Raw genomic sequence first — 23185 nt, forward strand, 5'->3', positions numbered from 1 at the left:
AAATGCAAAACCCCCGGCCTGTGACCGGGGGTTTTGCGACTGTATCAGGCGGCTGGTCGCCAGAAATCAGAAAGGCATCGACATGCGGATTTCGAGCCTGCTGGTGTCGGTATCATCATCATCGTTGGCAACCGACAGCATGTGGCTGAGTGCAAGTTCGCTGGTAAGCGGACCGGTATCAAAGCCAAGTCCGGTGCGGATGCGCTGATTGCCATATTCGTTGAGGTTGCTGGCAAAGAACGGTGTGACGATCCCAAGGGATCGGCCATCGTCCCCGGTCAGGGTAAAGCCATAGGTCACCGTGCCGCCGATGGTGTATTCGGTGTAATCTGAACGCCCGGCAAGATAGTTGCCTTCAAGGGCGGCATTCAGCCCGGTGATGGCATCGGATAACCGCACACCGCCGCCGATATTGAACGCGGTTTTGTCATTATTGATTTCATCGGTGAAATCATGGATCAGGCCGGTTTCAATGAAAGGCGAGATGATCAGGCTTTGGGTCGGTGTGAAATCGTAGGCGGCCTCGATGGCTGGTTTGATCTGTCGGGTGTTGGATCGGGTGGTGGCATTGGCGGTGCCGTCGCTTTCGGTATAGGCATCGACCGTCTTGCGCGCGGCGATAAAGGCCAGTGACGGGGTCAGTGATGCCGCCATCATGGCTTTGATCGGATTGGTCCGATAAGAGGTGGTGAGGGCGGCATACCACATGTCTGATTCCGTATTGCCCGATACGACACCATTGTCGCGGGTGACATCAATGTCACCCATGCCATATCCGGCTTCGCCCGAGATGGTCAGGTTTTCAATCGGGCGGTAGATGACATAGGGCGATGCGACCCAGCCGGTTTCCTGATAGCTGCCATTGTTAAAGGATGTGGTCAGGTCGGTATCGTTATAGCCAAGTGACAGGCCGGCAATCAGGGCATCGGCAAAACGGTAATCCAGCCCGACATTATAGCCCCACACATCGCCGTCATAGCGGTTGTCACTGGTGCCACTGACATGGTCGTTATCGACCGAGGTAAAGGAGCCATGCCCCCAAACCGTAAAGGGGGATGTGGTGGCGAAGGCCGCACGTCCATCAATGCCGCTGGCACCGCCGGTATCGCCCTGATCTGTCGGGCCAAGGCCCAGCATGTTCATGCCAAGGCCGGTGGAGCTATCGAAGCTTCCCATCATCGCCATGCGGCGCAGTGCGTCATCGCGGTCGGTGATGCTGTTGGTATTGCGATCATCATGGGGCGTTGTGTCGGTCGGGCTGGTGCGATGGGGGCCGGTTTCGACAATTGAGGCGGTTTGGGCGGGCACGTTATCGGTATTGGTATTGTTGGCAGTACTGATCACCGAGGAAATCCGCGCGCTGATATTCTGTTGAATGACGGTGGTTTGGGAGCGCGAGACGGCATTGATAACGGCGGACGAGGTGCTGGCGAAGGATGTTGATGCCGCGACCGGTGCCGATCCGGCAACGCAGGTCGCGGTTATGTTGTACGTCGCGCCAAGGGCCTTTATGAAAAGCTGGCCGTCTGTCGTATCGGCCGGGATTTGCAGGGTGAGGGTGACAGTGTCGCCGATAATGGTGCTGCCGGGCGTGGCCGCCCGTGAATTGGCGGCGTTATTGTTGTCGGTATAGGTGAAGGTATAGTTGTTTGGCGAATTGCCGCTTTGATGTGTGAAGGTGACCTTGGCGACCTCCCACGCGTTATAAGAACCGGTGCCCGCAATGCCATCGTTGGTGCTTGTCAGGTTCCAATCACTGCAACCCAGGCTAATTGCGAGGGCGCCGTTGGCGAAGGGAAGTGACAGGCCGGTCAGGGCCAGCGCATAAAGCCCTTTTTTCACGACAGATTTGCACCCGGCGAGGTGCGAACGATCAGATCGTTCCGGTTTAAAGGTGCTTCTGATCTTATTCATTATTTGCCATGCCCATACCCTTTTTGCCCGGTGCCGATGCATCGGTCCGTTGCAAGAGCTTTAGGGGCGGCGTATGGGGAGGGCTACGCTTAAAGGGAGGGTTGTGTCGTTTTCTGACACTAAGTGGATAGGTGTTGCGCAAAGTGGATAGAGGGCCCGGTTTTCGGGCCGATTATCGTTACCGGGGCAGGGCGGCGATCACATCATCCGTTGTCGAAAGTGTGCAATATTCCGATCCCAGAACCGCAGCAAACAGGTCAAACACGGTTTGCGCATCGTGACGGATACCCTTGGCGTCGGTGACGTCAATCGCGGTGGTGGCATCGAGCGGCAGGATGACATCAAAGCCCAGACAGTGCGCGACCCGGATCGAGGCATCCATCGAATTGTGGATCACGACACCGGTAAAGATCAGGCGCGTAATGCCATGATCGTGCAGGTATTTTTCAAGATCGGTGGCGATAAAGGCGCAATTGACGTTTTTGGCAATCACCGGTTCGCCGGGCAGCGGGGCGACTTCGGGTTTGATCGCATTGCCCGGACCATCGGTATGATAGGTCGAGGCGGGATTGAGTTCGTCATGGCGGATATGGATCACCGGAAGGCTGGCTGCGCGAAAAGCGGCCAGCAGATCGACGATTTTATCGACATAGCCGGGATTGTTTTTTGACGCCCATTTCGGATCGTCGATGGCCTTTTGCACATCAAGGACGATAAGGGCGGTATTGGCAGTGATCGGTGGCGTGATGGCGGCGGACACGGGATACTCCGTTAATCGGGGCGATAACTGATTTATCGGCACAGATTAGGGGGAAGCCCAAGGAATTCAAAGATTGGATTGTGTTCGTGCGAGTATTTCCCGGCGCAGCAGGCGGGCGGCGGGGCCCATTGTCTGATCGGTGCGATGGAGGAGATAGCAGTGCAGTAGCGTTTCGCCGTCCTTTCCGAAGGAGGCGGCGGGCACGCGGATCAGGCGGCCGTCTTCGAGGTCCTGCGATATGCGCCAGAACGGCATGCGGCCCCAGCCAAGCCCGGACAGAATAAGGCTGTGTTTGACATCCAGACTGCCGACACGCCAGGTGCCGGGCGATAAAACGCCGATATCGGTTCCGTCTGAAAGCGGGGTCGGGTCTTCGATGACGATTTGCAGATGTTCGGCCAGGGCGGTTTGGGGCAGAAGGGTGTCGCCCCGAATGTCATGCGCCAGGGGATGTGTTGCGGCAACCACGGCAATCATCGCGGTTGTGCCGACGGCCTCTGCCTCGATATGCGGGTTGCGGAATTCCTCGCCGACCGTAATGGCGAGATCGCATTTCTTCTGATCAAGAGCAGAAACCGGACCGCCAAGCGGCAGGACCGAGAGATTGACCGAAACGGTGGGGAAGGCATTTCGCATCGCCAGAAGGGCCGCACCGATTTCGGGCAGGGGAAACAGCGTATCGACCACGATGCGCAGTTCGAGTTCCACACCCTGTTCCATGCCGCGCGCGCGGGCGCGCAGCGCATCGGTTTTCAGAAGAACCGCACGGGCATCGGCAAGCAGGGTCTGGCCTTCGACGGTCAGGGTGGGGCGGTGCCCGGATCGGTCAAAAAGACAAATCCCCAGTTCGGTTTCAAGATTGCCGATGGCGTGGCTGATTGCAGATTGCACGCGGCCAAGCCGCTTTGCCGCAGCCCGGAAGCTTCCGGTTTCGGCAACAGCGATCAAAACGCGCATCTGATCAAGGGTCAATCCATCCAGCATGATCGATATTTTAGAACATTTTGATCGTTCTTTTGCCACTTATTTCGAACGGATGGCTGTGCGATGCAAGGAACCCTGTCGCAACAATTTGAAAGAGACCGGTCATGACAAGGGTTCTGGTGCTTTATTATTCGTCCTATGGCCATATGGAAATCATGGCCAATGCGGTTGCCGAGGGCGCGCGCAAAACCGGGGCGATTGTGGATATCAAACGCGTGCCCGAAATCGTGCCGGATGCCGTGGCGGAAAGTGCCGGATACAAACGGGATCAGGCCGCGCCAGTCGCGACGGTTTCCGATCTGGCCGATTATGACGCGATCATTTTTGGCACGCCGACCCGGTTTGGCAATATGGCAAGCCAGATGAAAAACTTCCTTGATCAGGCGGGCGGGATCTGGGCGCAGGACAAGCTTGTCGGCAAGGTTGGCAGTGTCTTTACATCGACCGGCAGCCAGCATGGCGGGCAGGAAACAACGATTTTATCGACCCATATCCCGTTATTGCATTTCGGCATGGTGATTGTCGGACTGCCTTATACCTTCAAGGGGCAGGGGCGGATGGATGAAGTTACCGGCTGTTCGCCATACGGTGCATCGACCATTGCCGATGATGGAGAGGGCGGGGATCGCAGCCCGTCGGAAAACGAGCTGGACGGCGCCCGGTTCCAGGGGGAGCATGTGGCCCGGACCGCAATTGCGCTTTCCGAAGGGCGGCATTTGCTTAAAGCCCGAAGTGCATGATGAACATGATCGGTGACCGGCAGCAAACGGTGGCAATTGGCCGTTTCGTTGTGCCGGTGATTGTCGGTGCGGGCATCGTATCGGCATTCCAGGTCGGCAAGGTGCCGGTTGTCATGACGGCCTTGCAGGATGACCTTGGCGTCGGGCTGGCGAGTGCGTCCTGGCTGTTATCGGCCTTTGCGCTTGTCGGCGCACTGGCGGCGGCACCGCTTGGCCTGCTGGTGGGGCGGTTTGGCGCAAAGGGCATGGCGTTGTCGGGGCTTCTGATGCAGGCGGTTGGATCGGCGATTGGCGGGGTGAGCCCTGTTTTCGATATCATCCTTGCATCAAGGGTTCTTGAGGGCATCGGTTTTCTGTTGCTGATTGTTGCCGCGCCGACATTGATCACAGCGGCCACGCGCGATGGCGGGCGCGAAAAAGCCATGGCCCTTTGGGCGACTTTCATGCCGGTTGGCATCTGTCTTGTCATGCTGGCGGCCCCGGTGCTGGGGCTGATCGGGTGGCGCGGATTGTGGCTTGGCAATGCTGTGCTTCTGGCGGGATATGCCGTTTTGTTGCGCGGATATATGCGCGCCATTCCCGATGCTGATCTGAGGGATGATTTTGATCATCGGGCGATTGGCGATGACCTTGGCTGGGCATTGCGGTCAGGCGCGCCGTGGATATTGGGCGGTATCTTTGCCGCCTATACGGCGTGCTATTTTGCCGTGTTCGGATTTTTGCCGATGCTTTTGTCCAAAGGCATGCAGATCGGGCCGGAACTTTCGGGTGTTCTGGGCGCGGTGATTGTCTTGGCCGGGGCGGCAGGGAACATCGTTTGTGGTGTGATGCTGGCGCGGGGATATCAGGCGCAGCGTATCCTGATGACGGCATTTGCGGTCATGACGGTTTGCAGTGCCGGTATTCTGATCGACGGGATTTCGGTTCTGGTGCCGTTCCCTGCGGCCTTGATCTTTTCATTCGTCGGCGGGTTCATCCCGGTTGTGGTTTTTGATGCCGCCGGGCGATCCGCACCGCGAAGCGCGCTTGTCGCGGTGACCATCGGCTTTGCCATGCAGGGCAATAATATCGGGTTGATGGTTGGCCCGGCGATTGCGGGATCCATGGCCGAGCAATTTGGTTGGGGCAGTATCGGCATTCTGATTGCCGGGATTGCCTGTGTCGCGGTTTTGCTTGGGCGGAGCCTTTTGGGGCGGATGCGGTAGGTTCCTATGCAAACGGGAAAAACAAAACCGGCCGGGAAATCAATCCCGGCCGGTTTTTGTTAAGTCGGTTTTGCGGTGGTGCCGGGGCTCTTACGAGCAGCCCGTCGTGCTGCCACAAGAGTCGCATTTAAGGCAGGTGCCGTTGCGCACAAGGGTGAAGTTGCCGCATTCAGGGCATCCGTCACCTTCGTAGCCTTTCATGCGGGCTTCGCGGATGCGGTCGAGTTTGGCATCCGTTGCCGACATGACTTCTTCGCTGGCGTTCAGGATCGCGGTTTCGCTGCTGGTCGGGGCAGCGGTGGTTGCGATGCTGGCGGTTTCGGCCTGATGGCTGTGGCCATGATCATGCGAGTGGGCATGATCGGTGCCGGTTGCCTTCATGATCACGCGTTCTTCAACCGGCGCACCGCCATCGACAACGTAAAGGTTGCGACGGACGAAGCCGCTGGATGCGACCTTGCGGATGGTTTCGATCGCGCGGTCTTCGGCCTTGGCTTCCTCGCCAAGGTCGCCCTCGGCCACACCCTTGCCAACGGCGTCCGGCAGAACGTCGGACGGCTGGACATGGGCGAGGTCGTTACGACCCAGATAGGAAATCGCCAGTTCGCGGAACATGTAATCAAGGATCGAGGTTGCCATTTTGATGGCGTCGTTCCCGGAAACCATGCCCGACGGCTCGAAACGGGTGAAGGTGAAGGCTTCGACATATTCCTCAAGCGGCACGCCATACTGAAGGCCGATGGAAACCGCGATGGCGAAGTTGTTCATCAGCGAGCGGAAAGCAGCGCCTTCCTTGTGCATGTCGATGAAGATTTCGCCAAGTTTGCCGTCTTCATATTCACCGGTGCGCAGATAGACCTTGTGTCCGCCGACGGTGGCCTTCTGGGTGTAACCCTTGCGGCGTGACGGCAGGGAACGACGGTCGCCACGAATGACGCGTTCGATGATTTTTTCGACGATCTGTTCGGAAACAGCGGCCGCCTTGGTTGCGGTCGGCTGATCGGCGTAATCGTCTTCTTCGACCAGCGCTGCGTTCAGCGGCTGGCTGAGTTTCGAGCCATCACGATAGAGCGCGTTCGCCTTGAGGCAGAGACGCCAGGACAGCATATAGGCGTCCTTGCAATCCTGGATCGAGGCATTGTTCGGCATGTTGATGGTTTTCGAAATCGCACCCGAGATGAACGGCTGTGCCGCGGCCATCATGCGGATGTGGCTTTCAGCCGACAGGTAACGTTTGCCGATGCGGCCACACGGGTTGGCGCAATCGAATACCGGAAGGTCTTCGTCACGCAGATGCGGGGCCTGTTCAAGCGTCATCGCGCCGCAAACATAGGTGTTTGCCAGTTCGATCTGCTTTTTGTCGAAGCCAAGGGCGGCCAGCATGTCAAAGTCCATGCTGTTGAGCGCCTTGGCATCAAGGCCAAGCTGCTTGACGCAGTATTCTTCGCCAAAGGTGTATTTGTTGAAGACGAATTTGATGTCGAATGCGTTGGCAAGTGCGCCTTCGATTTTCGAAATCGCATCATCGTCAAAGCCCTTGGCCTTGAGATCGTCATGGGTGATGGAGGGCGAACCCACCAGGGTGCCATGACCGACCGCGTATTTTTCAATGTCGCGGATCTGGCGTTCGGTATAGCCGAGCGTTGCCAGTGCGACCGGAACGGTGCGGTTGATGATTTTGAAGTAACCGCCGCCGGCAAGCTTTTTGAACTTCACAAGGGCGAAGTCTGGCTCGATCCCGGTGGTGTCGCAATCCATGACCAGACCGATGGTGCCGGTCGGCGCGATAACGGTGGTCTGTGCGTTGCGGTAACCGTGCTTTTCGCCCAGTTCCAGTGCCTTGTCCCATGCGGCACGTGCGGCAACCGGAAGTTCGGCATAAGGACTGTCGGCGGCAACCAGCGGAACCGGATTGATCGAAAGACCTTCGTAGCCTTCCTGTTCGCCGTGCGCGGCACGACGATGGTTGCGCATGACACGCAGCATTTGCTTGGCGTTATCGGCATAGCCCGGGAAGGCACCGAGTTCGGACGCCATTTCGGCCGAGGTCGCATAGGAAACGCCACACATGATTGCGGTCAGGGACGCGCCAATCGCACGGCCTTCGTCGCTGTCATAGGGGATGCCCATGCTCATGAGCAGGCCGCCAATGTTGGCATAGCCAAGGCCAAGCGTGCGGTAGCGATAGGACAGTTCGGCAATACGATCCGACGGGAACTGCGCCATCAGAACCGAGATTTCCAGAACGACGGTCCAGAGACGGACGGCATGTTCATATGCCGCGACATCAACGCCACCATCATCCGAACGGAAGTTCATCAGGTTCAGCGAGGCGAGGTTACAGGCCGTATCATCAAGGAACATATATTCCGAGCACGGGTTGGACGCATTGATGCGACCCGAATTCGGGCAGGTGTGCCATTCGTTGATCGTGGTGTCGTACTGGATGCCCGGATCGGCACAGGCCCATGCGGCTTCGCCGACCTTGTCCCACAATTCGCGGGCGGCAAGGGTTTTGGAAACCTTGCCATCGGTACGGCGGATCAGTTCCCAGTCACCGTTATCAAGAACAGCCTGAAGGAAGTCGTTCGAGACGCGAACCGAGTTGTTCGAGTTCTGACCCGAAACGGTCAGGTATGCCTCGGAGTCCCAATCGGTGTCATAGGTCTTGAAGCTGATTTCGGTGAAGCCCTGACGGGCGAATTCGATGATCTTGTTGATATAGCTATCGGGGATCATCACCGCACGGGCGGCCAGCACGGCTTCTTTGAGCTGCGGGTTGGCACGCGGCAGGAAGCGATCCTCGGAATCGGCGGCACCGTCCCAGTTGGTGCAGGCCGCCAGAACCTCGGTCAGGTGCTTTTCGGCCAGTTTCGAACCGGCGACGAGGGCCGCGACCTTCTGTTCTTCGATGACTTTCCAGTCGATATAGTTTTCGATGTCCGGGTGGTTGATATCCACCACGACCATTTTGGCCGCACGGCGCGTGGTGCCGCCCGACTTGATGGCACCCGCTGCGCGGTCACCGATTTTAAGGAAGCTCATGAGGCCGGAAGAACGACCGCCACCCGAGAGCGTTTCGCCTTCGCCGCGCACATTCGAGAAGTTCGAACCGGTGCCGGAACCGAATTTGAACAGGCGTGCTTCACGGGTCCAGAGATCCATGATGCCGCCCTCGTTCACGAGGTCATCGGAAACCGACTGGATGAAGCAGGCATGGGGCTGCGGATGTTCGTACGCGCTGGCCGATTTGGTCAGTTCGCCGGTTTTGAAATCAACATAGGAGTGACCCTGCGCCGGGCCATCAATGCCGTAGGCCCAATGCAGACCGGTATTGAACCATTGCGGCGAGTTCGGCGCACCCATCTGGTGGGAAAGCTGATAGCGCATTTCATCGAAGAAAGCCTGCGCATCGGATTCGGCATCGAAATAGCCACCTTTCCAGCCCCAATAGGTCCAGGTGCCAGCCAGACGGTCAAAGACCTGGGTGGCGCTGGTTTCGCTGGTGTAGCGGCCTTCTTTTGGCATTTTTTCGAGCTTGGACTTGTCAGGCGCCTGACGCCAGAGCCAGGACGGAACGTCCTTTTCCTTGACCGGTTTCAGCGCGACCGGAACACCCGCCTTTCGGAAGTATTTCTGCGCAAGGACGTCGCTTGCCACCTGCGACCAGGAGGACGGGACGTCGATATCTTTCATTTCAAAAACAACCGAGCCGTCGGGGTTTTTGATAACGCAGGACGACTTACGAAAATCGATGTCGGCGTATGGGCTGACACCTTCCTGGGTGAACTTTCTGCTGATCCGCATGGTCTGCTCCGTTTTGGTCAGACTTGATGTCGTGCGCATAAGCACCAACACGGCCTGAACATTATATAGTTTGCTCAACGCTCATACGCTGCCCCCTGGCCTTTATAAAATGGCCATGTTTGGGCGAACGGAAATCTGTAATCTGTGGTGGTGGTCCCCCCTTGGAACCATCCGGTCCGTGGCCAAGACTATAAGGCCAAAATTTCGGGGTAGTCCACCAAACTTTGTGGTTGACAGCGATTTTTATCACTAGATGTAGTGTTTCAATCGATGTCGCGCATATCTGATGTTTGGAAAATCTCGTTAAGATTGTTTAAACGCCCCGCAAGCCCGCGGAATACTGCGCTTCTGGCGATGGTGCGGCCATCACAAGTCCATAAGACTCGGACTACATCTTGTGCCGGGACGAGATGACCCCCACAACGCAAAACAAAGCTAACGCCGTTTGCATTTGAAATCCAGCGCCAAGCACAGACAATGCCGTTTCGGAGATGTTTCTAGCACGGGGATGTCTGATAACATTTTGATATTTATATGAAAATCATTGTTTTTATCCGGCGCGAATTTTCAAGCCGGGCAGGGTATATGCAGGACCGATAACCTTGGAATGCTGTGGATAAACAGGTGGACAAGACCGCGTGACGATTGTGTTGCAATGAGTCGGGCATACACAAGTGGTTGTGGGTTGTTTTGGCGGTGTTTTCGCGGAGTCATACCCCATATTGTGTGTCTGCCCCGGCTTTGCGGGGGCCTGTGCGGGAAATGCGGTATCTGTACCTGTCTGAAACATTGACTTTGCAGCAACATCACGACATATAAGGTCCTTATTGACCGCCGGACACAGGCCGCAAAATCAGGGCCCGCCAGCAAACACCGCTTTGCAAATACGGGCCTTTTGTCTGCGCGCCACCAAAGGCGGAAGAACCAGATCTGGAGAGAGACCACACATGGCCACCGTCGGGACCCGCATTTTTACCGCGCTGTATGGCAAACGCGTCGGCGAAGACCGTTTTGGAAATGTCTATTACACCGAAAAGAAAGCCGCCAATGGTCGCCGTGCGAAACGCTGGGTGATTTATAAAGGTATTACCGAGGGTTCCAAGGTTCCGGCTGAATGGCATGCATGGCTGCATTACACGATTGATGCGCCGCTGTCGGAAAAGGCCGAAGACCGTTACGAGTGGCAGAAAGATCACCTGCCGAACCTGACCGGGACCAAGCATGCCTATCGCCCGAAAGGCCATGAATATAGTGGCGGCCAGCGCGCCAAGGCGACTGGCGACTATCAGGCATGGTCGCCGGAAGGCTGATCGGGAATCGTTATATTCTGCAACCGGGCGCGACAATATGTTGGCGCCCGGTTGTGTTTCTACCGCGTTTTTGCACCGAAGTGCCCGAGCCGGTTGTTTTTTCGGCCCGCACGCGACAATATGCAGATCAACAAGATAGCAGATACGGATAAGGTCCATGAGCAACAGACTGATCGAGAGCCTTGCAGGGGCAGCCGTAATCGCCGTGGCGGTGGGCTTTGCGTCCTATTCCTATTCCCGGGCGGGCATCGAGTCTGTTGACGGATACGAACTTTCGGCAAGCTTCAACCGCATTGATGGCCTGACGGTGGGCAATGATGTGCGGATTTCGGGCGTCAAGGTTGGCTCGGTCACGGCACAGGAACTGAACCCGAAGACCTATATGGCGGTGGTCAAGATGACGGTGCGTTCCGATGTTGAACTGCCTGCGGACAGTTCGGCCAAGATCGCATCCGACGGATTGCTGGGCGGTAAATTCGTATCGCTGGAGCCGGGCGGGGATATCGACATGCTGGCCCCGGGCGGCGAGATTGAATATACGCAAGGGTCGGTTAACCTCGAAGAACTGATCGGGCAGGTGATTTATTCGTCCGGTGGTGGTTCTGGTGGTAATTCTGGTGGCAGTTCTTCGGACAGCCCCGAATAGGCGTTGATCCGGGTGGCGAGTCTGGTGACCGGGCCGGAATGGCGGCTATGAAACCGGCCATGATTTTGCCGGTTTTACCGGTCAGTTTGCCGCGAAGTATCTTTGAGAGCTTGCGTAACGTGATATCGACACCGATATCCTGATCAGATCGAAAGGCAGCGGAGCCGCTTGATGAGCAAGTCCGATAGCGTGAACAGGAATTTTCCCACATGGCAGGACCCCGAAGGGGCACCGCTTTCGTGCGTGGAGAAGATCAAGGTTCTGAACGAGAATTTCGGCGAACTGCGCGAAATGATGCAGGAAGCAATGGAAGACGCGTTGCTGATGGGTTGCGACGAGGAACAGTTCCGCCAGGTGATGCGCAGCGTTGTTGAAGAGCTGCACAATCCTTATGGCAAGCCAGACGATCAGGACTGATTATTCATGAAAACCAAGATAGTGTTTGGCGCTGCGGTTGCCGCGGTTGTTTCTGTGGCTTCTTTGACGTCTGCCTTTGCGCTGGATTATCGCCCGGCCGAGATTGCCCAGCTTCAGGGGCTGGATAAAATCACCGCCCGCATTTCGACCTTTGAGGTGCCGGTCGGCCAGACGGCGAAATTCGGCACCCTTACGATCCGGGTTGATGCATGCTATCGCACCCCGCCGGAAGAACGCCCGGAAAGTGCCGGTTTCCTTGAAATTTCCGACCAGCGTGAAGATGCCGAAAACACCGTTGCCGAACTGTTTTCGGGCTGGATGTTTGCGTCAACACCGGGTCTTTCGGGGCTTGAACATCCGGTTTATGACGTTTGGGTCAAGGAATGCATTGATCCGAATGATCAGGGATCAGGGGCCGTCGAACAGGGGCAACCCGCCCCCGCGGAATGATATTCCCGACAAGATTGTTTCCAAATGCAGGCCGATGCACAGTGCGTCGGCCGCAATTGTTTTGGGGAATGATTTGTGACGACGGGATATCAGATGATTTGACGTTACGTCATGCAGGGGATTCGCAATGGGAAAGATGCGCCTGTGCCCGGTAAACCGGGGATTTTGTAGGAAAGTATATCGATTTTGGTTCTGATATCAGTGCGTTCTCATTTTGGATAAAATAAGGCGCAAACGGCGTTTATTGTTTCCTCTGGGGAAAATGAGTGTTGCGGGCTGTCCGGCTTGAGGCCAGGGGCATGTGCTGTCATCCTTTTTCCAGTTTTGTTGCGATGCGGCAATTCGCGTCGAACGATTTTTAAACAAGGGATGTGCATAATGTTTACGTCAATCAAGAAGGCCGGTTTCGTTCTGGCGATTGCAGCGGGTCTTTCCGGGGCTGCCGTTTCGGCACAGGCGGCCGAGAGCTATAAGCTTGATCCGACCCATACCAGCGTGATCTTCATCGTCAACCATCTTGGTTTTTCCAACTTCCAGGGCCGTTTTGGCGGCACGAGCGGCGAACTGACGCTTGATCGTGAAAACCCGGCGGCCTCGTCGGCGATCATTACGATTGACCTCAGCAAGGTCGATACCGGTGTCGAGGGCCTCGACAACCATATGAAAACCGCCGACTTCCTGAATGTTGAACAGAACCCGACCGCAACGTTCAAAAGCACCTCGATCGAGATGACCGGCGATAAGACCGCCACCATCACCGGCAACCTGACCCTTCTGGGCCAGACCAAGCCACTGGTTCTGGACGTGACCCTGACCGGTGAAGGCGATCACCCGATGACCGGCGATCATGTTCTTGGTTTCGGCGCGACCGGCACCGTGACCCGTTCGGAATATGGCATGAACTATCTGGTTCCGGCTGTCAGCGACGAAGTCGAACTGCAGATTTCGACCGAGTTCCTGCAGCAGAAATAACGATACTGACAAACCGGCGGCGGCATGTGATTGTCCCGCCGGTTTGGTGTTTTTTGTCCTGAGAGGATCACATATGGCGCTTCGCAGCACGCAAACGGGCTTTGGTCCGGTGACCAAGAGTTTTCACTGGCTGATGGCGATCCTGTTTGCCACGATGTTTGCGATTGGCTGGTATATGGATCTTTTGCCGCTGGGGCTGGAAAAGCTGGCATGGATTTCACGCCATAAATCGATTGGTGTTACCATCCTTTTCCTGGCGATTTTGCGCATTATCTGGCGTCTGGCCGAACAGACACCGGCGGGGCTCGGTGAAAAGGCATGGGAACGTCAGGCGGCGAAACTGGCGCATTTCGCGCTTTATGCCGTCATGCTGGCGATGCCGTTAAGCGGGTGGCTGATGTCGTCGGCGGCGAATTTTTCGGTCAGTGTCTTTGGCCTGTTCACGCTTCCTGACCTCGTCGGGCCGGACAAGGTACTTTATGAACAGCTTCGCTTTACCCACTGGATATTGTCCTGGGTGATTGTCGGCCTTGTCGGGCTGCATGTGGCAGCGGCATTCAAACATCATTTCATCAATCGCGATGCGACGCTCCGCCGGATGCTTCCGGGGACGGGGAAAGGGAATTGATCATGACGTCTTTGTTTAAAAACATTCTGCGTGCTTCGGCGATTGTACCGGCGATGGCCATTTGCAGCCCGGCCTTTGCCGCCGATCAGTGGCAGGTCAAAACCGATGACAGCGATATCGAATTTGCCGGCACCCAGCTTGGCGCGGATTTCGAGGGCGAGTTCAATAAATTCACCGCCGAAATCAGTTTTTCGCCGGATGATCTTGCCGGATCGAAAGTCAGCGTTCTGATTGATATCGCATCAGTTAATACCGAAAATGCCGATCGCGACAGCCAGATCATTTCAGCAGACTGGTTTGATGTCGCGCAGTGGCCGACCGCAAAGTTTGAAACCAAATCCTTCCGCGAAATCGCGCCGGGCCAGTATGAGGCGACGGCTGATCTGACGATCCGGGATGTGACCAAGGAAGTCGTTCTGCCCTTTACGCTTGAGATCGAGGGCAACGAGGCGGAAGCCGAGGGGACGGTGACGATCAAGCGGACGGATTTCGGCGTCGGGCAGGGCCAGTGGAGCGACACCAGCCAGGTCGGTGATGATGTGACCATCCGCATTGATATTGATGCGACCCGGTCATGATGCCGATAGCGCGATAGTCCGATGAACAAAAAAACAGCCGCCCAACCGGGCGGCTGTTCTCATTTCGGCGCGGCAGTCGATATCAGGCGGCTGCGTTTTTGCGCAGTTCGGCAAGGAAGCTTTCGACGGCCTGATCCAGCGACACGGCTTCGGCGACGAGTTTCTCGGCTGTCTGGGCAAGCTGGGTCGTGCCTGATGAAACCTTGCCGGCATTGTCATTGACGGTTTCGATCCGCTCGGACACTTCGCGGGTGCCGTTGGCGGCTTCTTCTACGTTGCGTGCGATTTCGCCGATGGCAGCGTGCTGTTCCTCGACCGCAGCGGCAATCGCGGTTGAACTGTCGGCGACTTTGGCGATGGTTTCGGAAATGCGGCGGATGGCGTCAACCGCCTCGCCGGTTTCGTTCTGGACCGAGGTGATCTGCTGATTGATTTCCTCGGTCGCCTTGGCGGTCTGGTTGGCAAGGTTTTTGACCTCGCTTGCAACCACGGCAAAGCCCTTGCCAGCATCGCCCGCGCGGGCGGCTTCGATGGTGGCGTTCAGGGCCAGAAGGTTGGTCTGTTCGGCAATGTCACCGATCAGTTTGGCGACATCGCCGATTTTCTGTGCCGCATCAGCAAGGCCGGTGACGGTTTCATTGGTGCGGGTGGCTTCGTCATTGGCCTGATTGGCAATGTCGGCAGATCGGGCGATCTGCTGGGCGATTTCATCGGACGAGGCGGTCAGTTGCTCGGTCGCGGCAGAGACGGTTTGAACGTTGCCTGATGTCTGGGCGGTGGCGGTTGCAACGGCACCTGACAGCTTGCTGTTCATTTCGGTCGCGGACTGCATGTTTGCCGTCGCCTTTTTCATGTCCGAGATCGATGCCGAGATCGACTGGATCAGGCCCTTGACCCGATTTTCCAGACTGCTGGCCATTTCCAGAACGTCCTTGCGGCGTTTCTGTTCGGCTTCGGTTTCCATCTGTTTCTGGCGTTGCTGCAATTGCAGGTTTTCACGGGCCTGTTCGCGGAAGGCCACAACGGTGCGTGCCATATCGCCGACTTCGTCCCCGCGGTCCTGACCTTCGATATGACCGTCGAGATCGCCATTGGCAATGTAGGTCATGCGTTCGGAAAGCTTGCGCAGGCCATTGGTGATATCACGTCCGATCCAGAAACCGGTCAGCATCAGAAGGGCAATGATCGCCAAACTTAACGTGATGACCCAGATCGCGGAATCCCAGAAGGCGACGTCAACATCATCAATATAGACGCCGGTGCCAAGAATGGCCCCCCATGGCAGGGGATGCGCAAAGGAGATTTTTTCAAATGTCAGTTCCTTTGGCTCGCCGGGTTTGGGCCAGTGATAGGATGAAAAACCGCCATTCGGGTTGCTGCCGGCTGCCACCAGATCACGAATGAAGTAAGCGCCGTTCGGGTCCTGGACAGAGGTGAAATCCTTGCCGACCAGTGCCGGGTTGGCCCCGTGCATGACCATGATATTGTCCTTGGTCAGGGCAAAGAAGTAACCGATATCGCCATCATATTTGCCTGCGGAAACGACCTTGTAGAATGCGTCGATTGCGGCCTGTTGATCAAGTTCGCCGGCCTTGACCTGCTTTTGAAAATCGTTGGCCTGCGACACCGCATATTCGGTGATGGCGCGGATTTTCTCCTTGCGGTCTTCAAGCAGGGTGGTGCGCAAACTCATAAGTTCGAAGGTTGAAATGACGATCAGGCCGAGCAGGGCCACGATGGACAAACCGGCGATCTTGTAGCCGATTTTGATTTTCTGCAGCATGTAATGATTTCTCCCGACCCACTCCGAATGTATAGATGCCCCGACAATATGATTGTCGGGCTTTCTGCCGCTGTCCAGACAGATTTCCTATACTTTGGGATGGGCCGTTGGTCTTTCAATAAGGTGCAGAAAAAATCCTGTAACATCATATACGAAAACACCTGCCTTCGATGTGAGGGCAGGTGTCTGGCGGTGTGTCGGAATTGCCGGGCGTTTTCAGCCAAGATGCGATTGCAGGAATTTCATCGCCAGAAGAATGCCTTCCTCGTCGATGCCATGCTGAAGGCCGGGACGTTCGTGCAGTTCGGCGGCAAAGCCGTTGGCGGTCAGGATATCAAGTGCCTGTCGGGATGCCTCGATCGGGACGACCGGATCAGCGGTGCCATGTACCAGCAGAACCGGCGGTCTGGTTTTGATCGCGCTTGCAAATGCCTCGTCACCCAGAAGCGCGCCCGAGAAACCGACGACACCGGCCAGAGCCGGATCGCGACGCGGTGCGGTTTGCAGCGACATCATCGTGCCCTGCGAGAAGCCGATCAGGGCAAGTTTGTCTGCCGAAAGGTCATGTTCGGCCAGAAGGGTATCGATGAAGCGGTCGATATAGGCGGAGTTTTTCGCTGCCCCCTCGGCCATGGCGCGCAGCGCGCCCGACATGGTTTCGGGCTGACGGCGGAGAAATTCCGGATCATATTCGGCCAGGCTGAACCATTGCCGCCCAAACGGCGACATTTCACACGGGAACGGGGCATTGGGCGAATAAAACGCGGTGTCGGGCAGGGCACGAGCAAAATGCGGTGCCAGCCCGATCAGGTCATTGCCATCGGCGCCATAGCCATGCAGCAGGATCACGATGCTTTTGGTCGTGCCCGATGCGGCCGGCAGCATCGGTCCGTTCAATGCGGTTTCGGCGGTCATGTCAGATCCCTTCGTTTGTCTTTGTCCCTGATTAGCAATGCTGCGTCGCAACGGCCAGTCTTTTTATATCTGGCGGTTTTCAGTGGCAGCAATTTGATTGCGACACTGTTCCCTGATGAAGCGGTAAAGGATCGGTTTGCCCCGCATTGTATGGGGCCAAAGGAGAGATTGGTCGGACAAATACCCGGCGGGTGATGTATCGGGCAGGTAAATGACGGAACAGGGCCATGATCCACGTTGTGATATGGCCTGTAATATGACCTGTGGATAACTTTGTGGATGATTGGCCCGGTATAGCCAGAATTGATCAGGATTTCTGTCAATAAAGCATGATTTTGCGACGGCGAACTATTCATTGGGATAGTATTTTGGGCAGCAATCATGGCCAAATGGTCGAAATTCCTGTCACAAATTTATTGCGATTTCACAGTCATTTGTCGGAAATTGTGAAAAAATCATGACATGAATTTGCGTGCCTGGCGGGTTTTGAGAGGGTCGGGCAGGCGGAGAAAAATCGCCTAAAGGGTGAATGAGGGGTGGATGGTATTCCACAATGTGGATTCTTTGATGCATAACAGTTCCAAAGGTGCCTTTTGCACCTGTGCAAACTGTGTCACAAGAAGTCCTCCGGATGATCCGGAATTCGCCCCATCCGAAGAAGATTTTCCGAGGCCCCGATGAGTTCCCCGACGAGTTCCCGTCTGAGCCGTACGCGCCGCTGGGTCGGCAAGGGGGATCGACGCGTTCTGGCGTTGACCCTGCCGATTATCCTGTCCAATGCCACCGTTCCGTTGCTGGGTGCGGTTGATACCGCAGTGGTCGGCCATCTGGACAGTCCGCATTATATCGGGGCGGTCGCGGTCGGGGCGCTGATTTTTTCCTATGTGTTCTGGAGCTTTGGCTTTTTACGCATGGCGACCACCGGGCTTGCGGCACAGGCCTACGGGCGGCGTGATCCGAACGGGGTAAGGGCGGTTTTTGCTAGGGCGGCCCTGATTGCGGTGACGGCGGGGCTTGCGGTCATGGTGCTGCAATGGCCGATCATCGAGCTTGCAATGGCCTTGATCCAGCCGACCGCGGCGGTCGAGGCGGCAGCACGGGATTATTTCCATGTGCGCATCTGGGCATCGCCCGCGACATTGATGCAGTACTGCATGCTGGGCTGGTTGCTGGCGATGCGCGACGCGCGCGCGGTGTTTATTTTCCAGGTGGTGTTAAACAGCCTGAACATGGTTCTGGATATCCTGTTTGTGCAGGGCTTTGGCTGGGACGTCAAAGGGGTTGCCGGGGCAACCGTGATTGCCGATTATTCCGGTGTGATGCTGGGCTGGTTCCTGATGCAGCCGCATCTCAAACGGCTTGGCGGGACGTGGCGCGGGATCGGTATTTTTGATCGCACCCAACTGGCGCGCCTGATGAAAATCAATGGTGATATCTTTGTGCGCACCATGGCGCTGACATCGGCCTTTGCAATTTTCACCAGTTTTTCCGCCCGCTTTGGCGAGGTGACGCTGGCAGCGAATGCGGTGTTGCAGAATTTCCTGATGTTCGGGTCATTCGCGCTGGACGGGTTTGCCCATGCGGCGGAAACGCTTGTCGGGCAGGCCTATGGGGCGGAACGGCGCAAACAGTTCCTGTGGGCGGTGCGAAAGACAACGATCTGGGCGATTGCATCGGCGGTGGTGATGGCGGCGATCTTTGGCCTTGCCGGGCCGTGGATCATTGATGGCCTGACGTCGATCCCGGAAGTGCGCGATGCATCTTACAGCTATTTGCTGTGGGCGGTGATGTTGCCGATTACCGGGGTGCTTGGTTTTCAGTTTGACGGGGTATTTCTGGGCGCGATGCAGACCAAGCACTGGCGCAACATGATGCTTTTGTCGGTTGCGATCTATGCCGGGATGGCGTGGGGGGCGGTGGTGGTGGACAGCAACCATCTGCTGTGGGCGTCGTTTAACGCGTTTTTCCTGCTGCGCGGGGTGACGCTTGCGGTGCTGTTTCCGACGATCATTCCCGATCGCCGGATTGCCACGGTTTAGGGCGGATTTCGGCCATATGCGCCGGAATATAGGGTGCCTTATGCCTCGGGTACGGGCAGGGTGGTGCTGTTTTTGACTTCGTGCAGGGTGAAGCTTGATTTGATATTGGCGACACCGGGCAGCTTCATCATGACTTCGGACAGGAAACGCTGATAGGCGGCCGGGTCCTGCACGACGATGCGCATCATGTAATCCTGATTGCCGACCATGGCGTAGCAGTCAACGATTTCCGGGTGGGACTGCACGGCGGTTTCAAAACGGCGCAGCGACGGTTCGTCATGCTGGGTCAGGGACACGGTGACAAAAACATTCACTCCCAGACGCAGATGTGACGGGGCCAGCAGGGCGACATATTTACGGATCACGCCACTTTCTTCGAGCTTGCGCAGGCGACGCAGGCAGGGAGAGACGGAAAGACCAACCTTGTCGGCCAGTTCGACCATCGAGATGCGCCCGTCTTCCTGAATTTCGCGAAGAATTTTGCGATCAATTGCGTCGAAACCGTTGCGCGCCATGGCGTGCCCCACTCCTTGTACTCGATAGATATTATTGTGATCCGGGTTGATTTTGCAGCATTGCGGGCTTTGCATAAATTACCCGCCAGCGCAAAAATCATGCTGCGCGATAAGCCATGACTTCGCGTTCCTGTCAATCTTTGCGTGATCCGTGCGCGATGTTTTTACGGTAACAGATTGTGATTTCGAAGCCGGACCAGAGGAAGGCGAAATTCCCGGTTGCGGAGCATGTCAGGATAGTCTGGTTTGCAGTGCCGAAAACGTTAGGACTTGCACAGAACAAATATCGGGGTTAGGTGGTTCAAATCCTTGCATTGCTTTGCTTTGTTCGCACCTGCGGCGGAACTTATCGTTGCCGCGCGTGGTAATGACAGTGTAGTATAATCGTACCAATTTACGTATTTTTACTATGGGTATTCTCCTGTCAGGAGCTGGGGGGTTGGGGTTTTGCCAACCTGCAGGACAAGAAAGGCATTACGTGGTGGACGCTGCGCAAGATACACCGGGATATAACCTGGTCACGATTGGCGAGCATAAAATCAATATTCGTCCGGCAGTCAAAGATGACCTTGCCAATGTTGTCGATCTTGATGATCGCACAACGGGCCTTCGCAAGCCCGATTACTGGGATGATCTGTTCACCCGTTATGGCAACCGGAAAGATTCCCGGTTTTTCCTGATTGCCGAAGAAGGCGATACGCTTCTGGGCTGCATTTTCGGTGAAGTCCGGTCGTGGGAATTCAACTCGGTCCCGTGCGGCTGGGTCGGTACCGTCAGTGTCGAGCCGAATTTGCGCATGGGCGGGATCGGCAGCATTCTTTACAAGGAAATCTGTCGCTGTTTCCGCAAGGCCGGCGTGACCAAGATCCGCACCATGATCCCGCGCGATGCGACTGACCTTATGTCGTTCTTCCGCGCGCAGGGCATGATGGCCGGACCCTTTATCCAGCTTGAAACCGATATGGACGAAGGGGTGTAACGCCATGATGTCTTTGCAGAAGGCGACCCTGTTCGCATTATATGCCGTGCTGGAACTGGCCGAGGATACCGACCGGCAGCTTTCGGCATCCGAAATCGCCGAAAGATACAATATTTCGACCAACCATCTGGCAAAGGTCCTGCGCGATCTGGGCCGGGCGGGGCTGGTTGAATCGGTCCGCGGGGCCGGTGGCGGTTATCGTTTCTGTGGTAATGCCAAGCGCACGACGCTTCTGGATGTTGTCAGGCTGTTTGAAGAGGTCGGGGCAGGTCCGACAAGCGGCATTGTGCAGGAAACCAATGCCGGTGCAGCATTGTCATTGGTGATGGACGAGATCGAGGAAATCACCCATGCGACGCTGCTGTCGATTTCGATTGAAACCATGCTGAAACTGATGCGCAAGCGCCGCCCGGAAAAGCCGAGTTCGACCGGATTGTTCCGCGCGGTTTAAGTGCCGTTTGCGATCATCGCATAAACAAAAAGGCCGTCAGATTTCTCTGACGGCCTTTTTGATTTTCAGAACCCGGAAGGTTCCCGCAGCATCAGCTTTCGCTGGTCACGGGATCGCTTTGCGCGGTGTCGGCATTTTCAGCCTTTTTCGCGGCGGGTTTTTTCGGAGCAGCCTTTTTGCGTGGACGACGGGCGGCCTTTGGCTTTTCTTCCTTGGCCGGGGCGTCTTCAGTTGCCGGAGCCGGAGTTGCCACTGGTGCAGAAGATGCGACCGTTTCGTCCTTTGCCTCGGGTGCCGGGGCTTCTTTCTTGGCGGCGGCCCTGGACGTTCTGGTGCGGGCCGGTTTGGCGCGCGTGGCTTTTGCCGGTGATTTCCTGGCCGGTGCCTTCTTCTCGACCTCGTCGGCGCGTGGCTTGCCGAGGCTTGATGCCGGAACCGGGGTCAGCAGGAAGGCCGGAACGTGATCGCCAAGACCGATCACCGGTTTGTCGTCACGGTCATAACGATCATCCCGGTCACGACGCGACGATGAACGTCCTGCATTGCGGTCGCGGTCCTGATAGGCCGGGCGGCTGGAACGATCATTGCGCGGCTTTGTATCGCGCTGTGGCGCATTTTCGCGCGGCGGCTGTGCCGGTGCATCCTGCTTTGGCTCGTTACGGGCAGGGGCAGCGGCTTTGGCGTCACGCTCAGCGCGGTCGTCACGGTTGCTGTTGCGTGCCGGACGATCATTGCGCGGGGAGGCGTCACGCACCGGTGCCTTGCGGCTTTTCTTCGTGCGGCGTTTTTTGCCGGTGAAGTCAAGTTCAAGGGTTTCGATGCCTTCAAGCTCGGTCAGGGGAATGTCCATGTTGATGGATTTGTTGATCGCAGCAACAAGTTTGCCGTCTTCGGGCACGGCCAGCATGAAGGCCTTGCCTGCGCGGCCGGCACGACCGGTACGACCGGTACGATGCACGTAATCCTCGGCGTTGAAGGGCACGTCGAAGTTAAAGACGTGCGAGACATCGGCAACGTCGATACCACGTGCGGCCACGTCCGAGCAGATCAGCAGGGTGATTTCGCCCGATTTGAATTTATCAAGCGTTTCGGTGCGTTCGCTCTGGACCAGATCGCCATGCATGCGACCGGCATTGAAGCCGTGCTTGGTCAGCGATTTGAACAGGATATCGACGTCTTTTTTGCGATTGCAGAACACGAAGGCGTTCTTGACGTTTTCCTGACGGACAAGTTTGCGAAGGGCTTCGCGTTTGTCCATTTCATCCATGACAAGGAGTTTATGTTCCACCGTGGTCGCCATGGTCGAGGGCGGGGAAACGGTGATTTCCTTGGGGTTGGACAGGAATTTGTCGGCAAGGCGACGGATTTCCTTGGGCATGGTCGCCGAGAAGAAAAGCGTCTGGCGCTGCTTGGGCAGCATATTGACGATTTTTTCAATGTCGGGAATGAAGCCCATATCAAGCATGCGGTCGGCTTCGTCGATCACCAGCAGTTTGCAGTCCGACAGAAGCAGTTTGCCGCGTTCAAAGGTATCGATCAGGCGACCCGGGGTCGCGATGATGACGTCGGCACCCTTTTCAAGGATTTTCTGCTGTTCGACGAAGGATTCCCCGCCGATGATCAGCGCCTTGGACAACGACATGTATTTGCCGTAGGTGTCGAAGTTTGCTGCTACCTGGGTCGCGAGTTCGCGGGTCGGTTCGAGAATGATCGAACGGGGCATCCGCATGCGCGCACGGCCATGATGCAGAATATCGAGCATCGGCAGGGTAAAGCTGGCTGTCTTGCCCGTACCTGTCTGTGCACAGCCCAGAATGTCACGTGCCATCAGGACGGACGGAATGGCCTGGCTCTGAATGGGGGTCGGGGTATCATAGCCGGCGTCTGCGACGGCTTTGAGGATATCTTCGCTCAGACCGAGATCGGCGAAATTCATATGGTTCGTTTTCCCGCAATAGAATGCGTTATGATGTGATTATCGCTGCGATAAAGCAGCTTGCGTCGTAAAGCGAAGCCTTAATTAAGTCAAGAAAAACGCCTCAAAAAAGGGTTAAAGAGGCAATTTAACCCTGTGCGAGAGGCTTGTTTGCCA

The 23185-nt window shown here is 56.5% G+C and carries 20 protein-coding genes; 12 read left to right on the top strand and 8 right to left on the bottom strand.

Features of this window, described 5'->3' with window-relative positions:
• Positions 1-66 precede the first annotated feature (66 nt).
• From AUP42_RS11460 to AUP42_RS11470, 3 genes are all read right to left on the bottom strand, one after another.
• Positions 67-1914 (bottom strand): autotransporter outer membrane beta-barrel domain-containing protein, encoded by a 1848-nt coding sequence (locus tag AUP42_RS11460; protein WP_062951752.1) that lies wholly within the window; start codon positions 1912-1914, stop codon positions 67-69.
• Between the two features lie 178 nt (positions 1915-2092).
• Positions 2093-2674, bottom strand: coding sequence for an isochorismatase family protein (locus AUP42_RS11465; protein ID WP_231858249.1), 582 nt, complete (start codon positions 2672-2674; stop codon positions 2093-2095).
• Positions 2675-2740: 66 nt separating this feature from the next.
• Positions 2741-3658, bottom strand: coding sequence for a LysR family transcriptional regulator (locus AUP42_RS11470; protein WP_062951753.1), 918 nt, complete (start codon positions 3656-3658; stop codon positions 2741-2743).
• A 104-nt stretch (positions 3659-3762) separates the two neighbouring features.
• Here AUP42_RS11470 and wrbA point away from each other — a divergent pair, with 104 nt between their 5' ends.
• Entirely contained in the window at positions 3763-4398 is a 636-nt protein-coding gene (wrbA, locus tag AUP42_RS11475; RefSeq protein ID WP_062951754.1) for an NAD(P)H:quinone oxidoreductase, read from the top strand.
• On the top strand, positions 4395-5603 hold the full coding sequence (locus AUP42_RS11480; RefSeq protein WP_156484606.1) for a CynX/NimT family MFS transporter: 1209 nt from the start codon (positions 4395-4397) through the stop codon (positions 5601-5603). Before wrbA ends, AUP42_RS11480 begins: the two co-directional genes overlap by 4 nt.
• Positions 5604-5693: 90 nt before the next feature.
• Here the strand turns inward: AUP42_RS11480 and AUP42_RS11485 are convergent, their stop codons facing one another.
• Positions 5694-9410 carry a vitamin B12-dependent ribonucleotide reductase gene (locus AUP42_RS11485; protein ID WP_062951888.1) on the bottom strand — a complete coding sequence of 1239 codons (3717 nt, stop codon included), beginning with the start codon at positions 9408-9410 and terminating at the stop codon, positions 5694-5696.
• Positions 9411-10357: 947 nt separating this feature from the next.
• Here AUP42_RS11485 and AUP42_RS11490 point away from each other — a divergent pair.
• From AUP42_RS11490 to AUP42_RS11520, 7 genes are all read left to right on the top strand, one after another.
• Entirely contained in the window at positions 10358-10720 is a 363-nt protein-coding gene (locus tag AUP42_RS11490) for an NADH:ubiquinone oxidoreductase subunit NDUFA12 (RefSeq protein WP_062951755.1), read from the top strand.
• 157 nt (positions 10721-10877) lie between these two features.
• Positions 10878-11366, top strand: coding sequence for an outer membrane lipid asymmetry maintenance protein MlaD (gene mlaD / locus AUP42_RS11495; RefSeq protein ID WP_062951756.1), 489 nt, complete (start codon positions 10878-10880; stop codon positions 11364-11366).
• Between the two features lie 171 nt (positions 11367-11537).
• Positions 11538-11783, top strand: coding sequence for a hypothetical protein (locus AUP42_RS11500; protein ID WP_062951757.1), 246 nt, complete (start codon positions 11538-11540; stop codon positions 11781-11783).
• 6 nt (positions 11784-11789) lie between these two features.
• Positions 11790-12233, top strand: coding sequence for a DUF2155 domain-containing protein (locus tag AUP42_RS11505; protein ID WP_062951758.1), 444 nt, complete (start codon positions 11790-11792; stop codon positions 12231-12233).
• Between the two features lie 378 nt (positions 12234-12611).
• Positions 12612-13205 (top strand): YceI family protein, encoded by a 594-nt coding sequence (locus AUP42_RS11510; RefSeq protein ID WP_062951759.1) that lies wholly within the window; start codon positions 12612-12614, stop codon positions 13203-13205.
• A gap of 73 nt (positions 13206-13278) precedes the next feature.
• Positions 13279-13833: a cytochrome b gene (locus tag AUP42_RS11515; protein ID WP_062951760.1), complete on the top strand. Its 555-nt coding sequence runs from the start codon at positions 13279-13281 to the stop codon at positions 13831-13833.
• A 2-nt stretch (positions 13834-13835) separates the two neighbouring features.
• Positions 13836-14411 carry a YceI family protein gene (locus AUP42_RS11520; RefSeq protein WP_062951761.1) on the top strand — a complete coding sequence of 192 codons (576 nt, stop codon included), beginning with the start codon at positions 13836-13838 and terminating at the stop codon, positions 14409-14411.
• An 82-nt stretch (positions 14412-14493) separates the two neighbouring features.
• Here AUP42_RS11520 and AUP42_RS11525 read toward each other — a convergent pair whose 3' ends face one another.
• Both AUP42_RS11525 and AUP42_RS11530 read right to left on the bottom strand, forming a co-directional pair.
• Entirely contained in the window at positions 14494-16194 is a 1701-nt protein-coding gene (locus tag AUP42_RS11525; protein ID WP_062951762.1) for a methyl-accepting chemotaxis protein, read from the bottom strand.
• 216 nt (positions 16195-16410) lie between these two features.
• The gene (locus AUP42_RS11530; protein WP_062951763.1) at positions 16411-17109 is read right to left on the bottom strand and encodes an alpha/beta hydrolase; all 699 of its coding nucleotides are present in this window, start codon (positions 17107-17109) and stop codon (positions 16411-16413) included.
• A gap of 677 nt (positions 17110-17786) precedes the next feature.
• Between AUP42_RS11530 and AUP42_RS11535 the strand changes: the two genes are divergently transcribed.
• Positions 17787-19148 carry an MATE family efflux transporter gene (locus tag AUP42_RS11535; RefSeq protein WP_231858250.1) on the top strand — a complete coding sequence of 454 codons (1362 nt, stop codon included), beginning with the start codon at positions 17787-17789 and terminating at the stop codon, positions 19146-19148.
• A 38-nt stretch (positions 19149-19186) separates the two neighbouring features.
• Here AUP42_RS11535 and AUP42_RS11540 read toward each other — a convergent pair whose 3' ends face one another.
• The gene (locus AUP42_RS11540; protein ID WP_062951764.1) at positions 19187-19663 is read right to left on the bottom strand and encodes an Lrp/AsnC family transcriptional regulator; all 477 of its coding nucleotides are present in this window, start codon (positions 19661-19663) and stop codon (positions 19187-19189) included.
• Between the two features lie 481 nt (positions 19664-20144).
• Here AUP42_RS11540 and AUP42_RS11545 point away from each other — a divergent pair, with 481 nt between their 5' ends.
• A complete protein-coding gene (locus tag AUP42_RS11545; protein ID WP_231858251.1) occupies positions 20145-20642 on the top strand; it encodes a GNAT family N-acetyltransferase in 498 nt (165 codons plus the stop codon).
• 4 nt (positions 20643-20646) lie between these two features.
• Entirely contained in the window at positions 20647-21093 is a 447-nt protein-coding gene (locus tag AUP42_RS11550) for an Rrf2 family transcriptional regulator (RefSeq protein WP_062951766.1), read from the top strand.
• A gap of 91 nt (positions 21094-21184) precedes the next feature.
• Here the strand turns inward: AUP42_RS11550 and AUP42_RS11555 are convergent, their stop codons facing one another.
• A complete protein-coding gene (locus AUP42_RS11555; protein WP_062951767.1) occupies positions 21185-23029 on the bottom strand; it encodes a DEAD/DEAH box helicase in 1845 nt (614 codons plus the stop codon).
• Positions 23030-23185 lie beyond the last annotated feature (156 nt).

This window comes from Thalassospira lucentensis, from assembly GCF_001613805.1.
Lineage (GTDB): Bacteria > Pseudomonadota > Alphaproteobacteria > Rhodospirillales > Thalassospiraceae > Thalassospira > Thalassospira lucentensis_A.

What these genes read in the sequence shown, in the direction of transcription:
- AUP42_RS11460 (WP_062951752.1), bottom strand. Translation starts at nt 1,914, where the DNA reads ATGAATAAGATCAGAAGCACCTTTAAACCGGAACGATCTGATCGTTCG.
- AUP42_RS11470 (WP_062951753.1), bottom strand. Translation starts at nt 3,658, where the DNA reads ATGCTGGATGGATTGACCCTTGATCAGATGCGCGTTTTGATCGCTGTT.
- wrbA (WP_062951754.1), top strand. Translation starts at nt 3,763, where the DNA reads ATGACAAGGGTTCTGGTGCTTTATTATTCGTCCTATGGCCATATGGAA.
- AUP42_RS11480 (WP_156484606.1), top strand. Translation starts at nt 4,395, where the DNA reads ATGATGAACATGATCGGTGACCGGCAGCAAACGGTGGCAATTGGCCGT.
- AUP42_RS11485 (WP_062951888.1), bottom strand. Translation starts at nt 9,410, where the DNA reads ATGCGGATCAGCAGAAAGTTCACCCAGGAAGGTGTCAGCCCATACGCC.
- AUP42_RS11490 (WP_062951755.1), top strand. Translation starts at nt 10,358, where the DNA reads ATGGCCACCGTCGGGACCCGCATTTTTACCGCGCTGTATGGCAAACGC.
- mlaD (WP_062951756.1), top strand. Translation starts at nt 10,878, where the DNA reads ATGAGCAACAGACTGATCGAGAGCCTTGCAGGGGCAGCCGTAATCGCC.
- AUP42_RS11500 (WP_062951757.1), top strand. Translation starts at nt 11,538, where the DNA reads ATGAGCAAGTCCGATAGCGTGAACAGGAATTTTCCCACATGGCAGGAC.
- AUP42_RS11505 (WP_062951758.1), top strand. Translation starts at nt 11,790, where the DNA reads ATGAAAACCAAGATAGTGTTTGGCGCTGCGGTTGCCGCGGTTGTTTCT.
- AUP42_RS11510 (WP_062951759.1), top strand. Translation starts at nt 12,612, where the DNA reads ATGTTTACGTCAATCAAGAAGGCCGGTTTCGTTCTGGCGATTGCAGCG.
- AUP42_RS11515 (WP_062951760.1), top strand. Translation starts at nt 13,279, where the DNA reads ATGGCGCTTCGCAGCACGCAAACGGGCTTTGGTCCGGTGACCAAGAGT.
- AUP42_RS11520 (WP_062951761.1), top strand. Translation starts at nt 13,836, where the DNA reads ATGACGTCTTTGTTTAAAAACATTCTGCGTGCTTCGGCGATTGTACCG.
- AUP42_RS11525 (WP_062951762.1), bottom strand. Translation starts at nt 16,194, where the DNA reads ATGCTGCAGAAAATCAAAATCGGCTACAAGATCGCCGGTTTGTCCATC.
- AUP42_RS11530 (WP_062951763.1), bottom strand. Translation starts at nt 17,109, where the DNA reads ATGACCGCCGAAACCGCATTGAACGGACCGATGCTGCCGGCCGCATCG.
- AUP42_RS11535 (WP_231858250.1), top strand. Translation starts at nt 17,787, where the DNA reads ATGAGTTCCCCGACGAGTTCCCGTCTGAGCCGTACGCGCCGCTGGGTC.
- AUP42_RS11540 (WP_062951764.1), bottom strand. Translation starts at nt 19,663, where the DNA reads ATGGCGCGCAACGGTTTCGACGCAATTGATCGCAAAATTCTTCGCGAA.
- AUP42_RS11550 (WP_062951766.1), top strand. Translation starts at nt 20,647, where the DNA reads ATGATGTCTTTGCAGAAGGCGACCCTGTTCGCATTATATGCCGTGCTG.
- AUP42_RS11555 (WP_062951767.1), bottom strand. Translation starts at nt 23,029, where the DNA reads ATGAATTTCGCCGATCTCGGTCTGAGCGAAGATATCCTCAAAGCCGTC.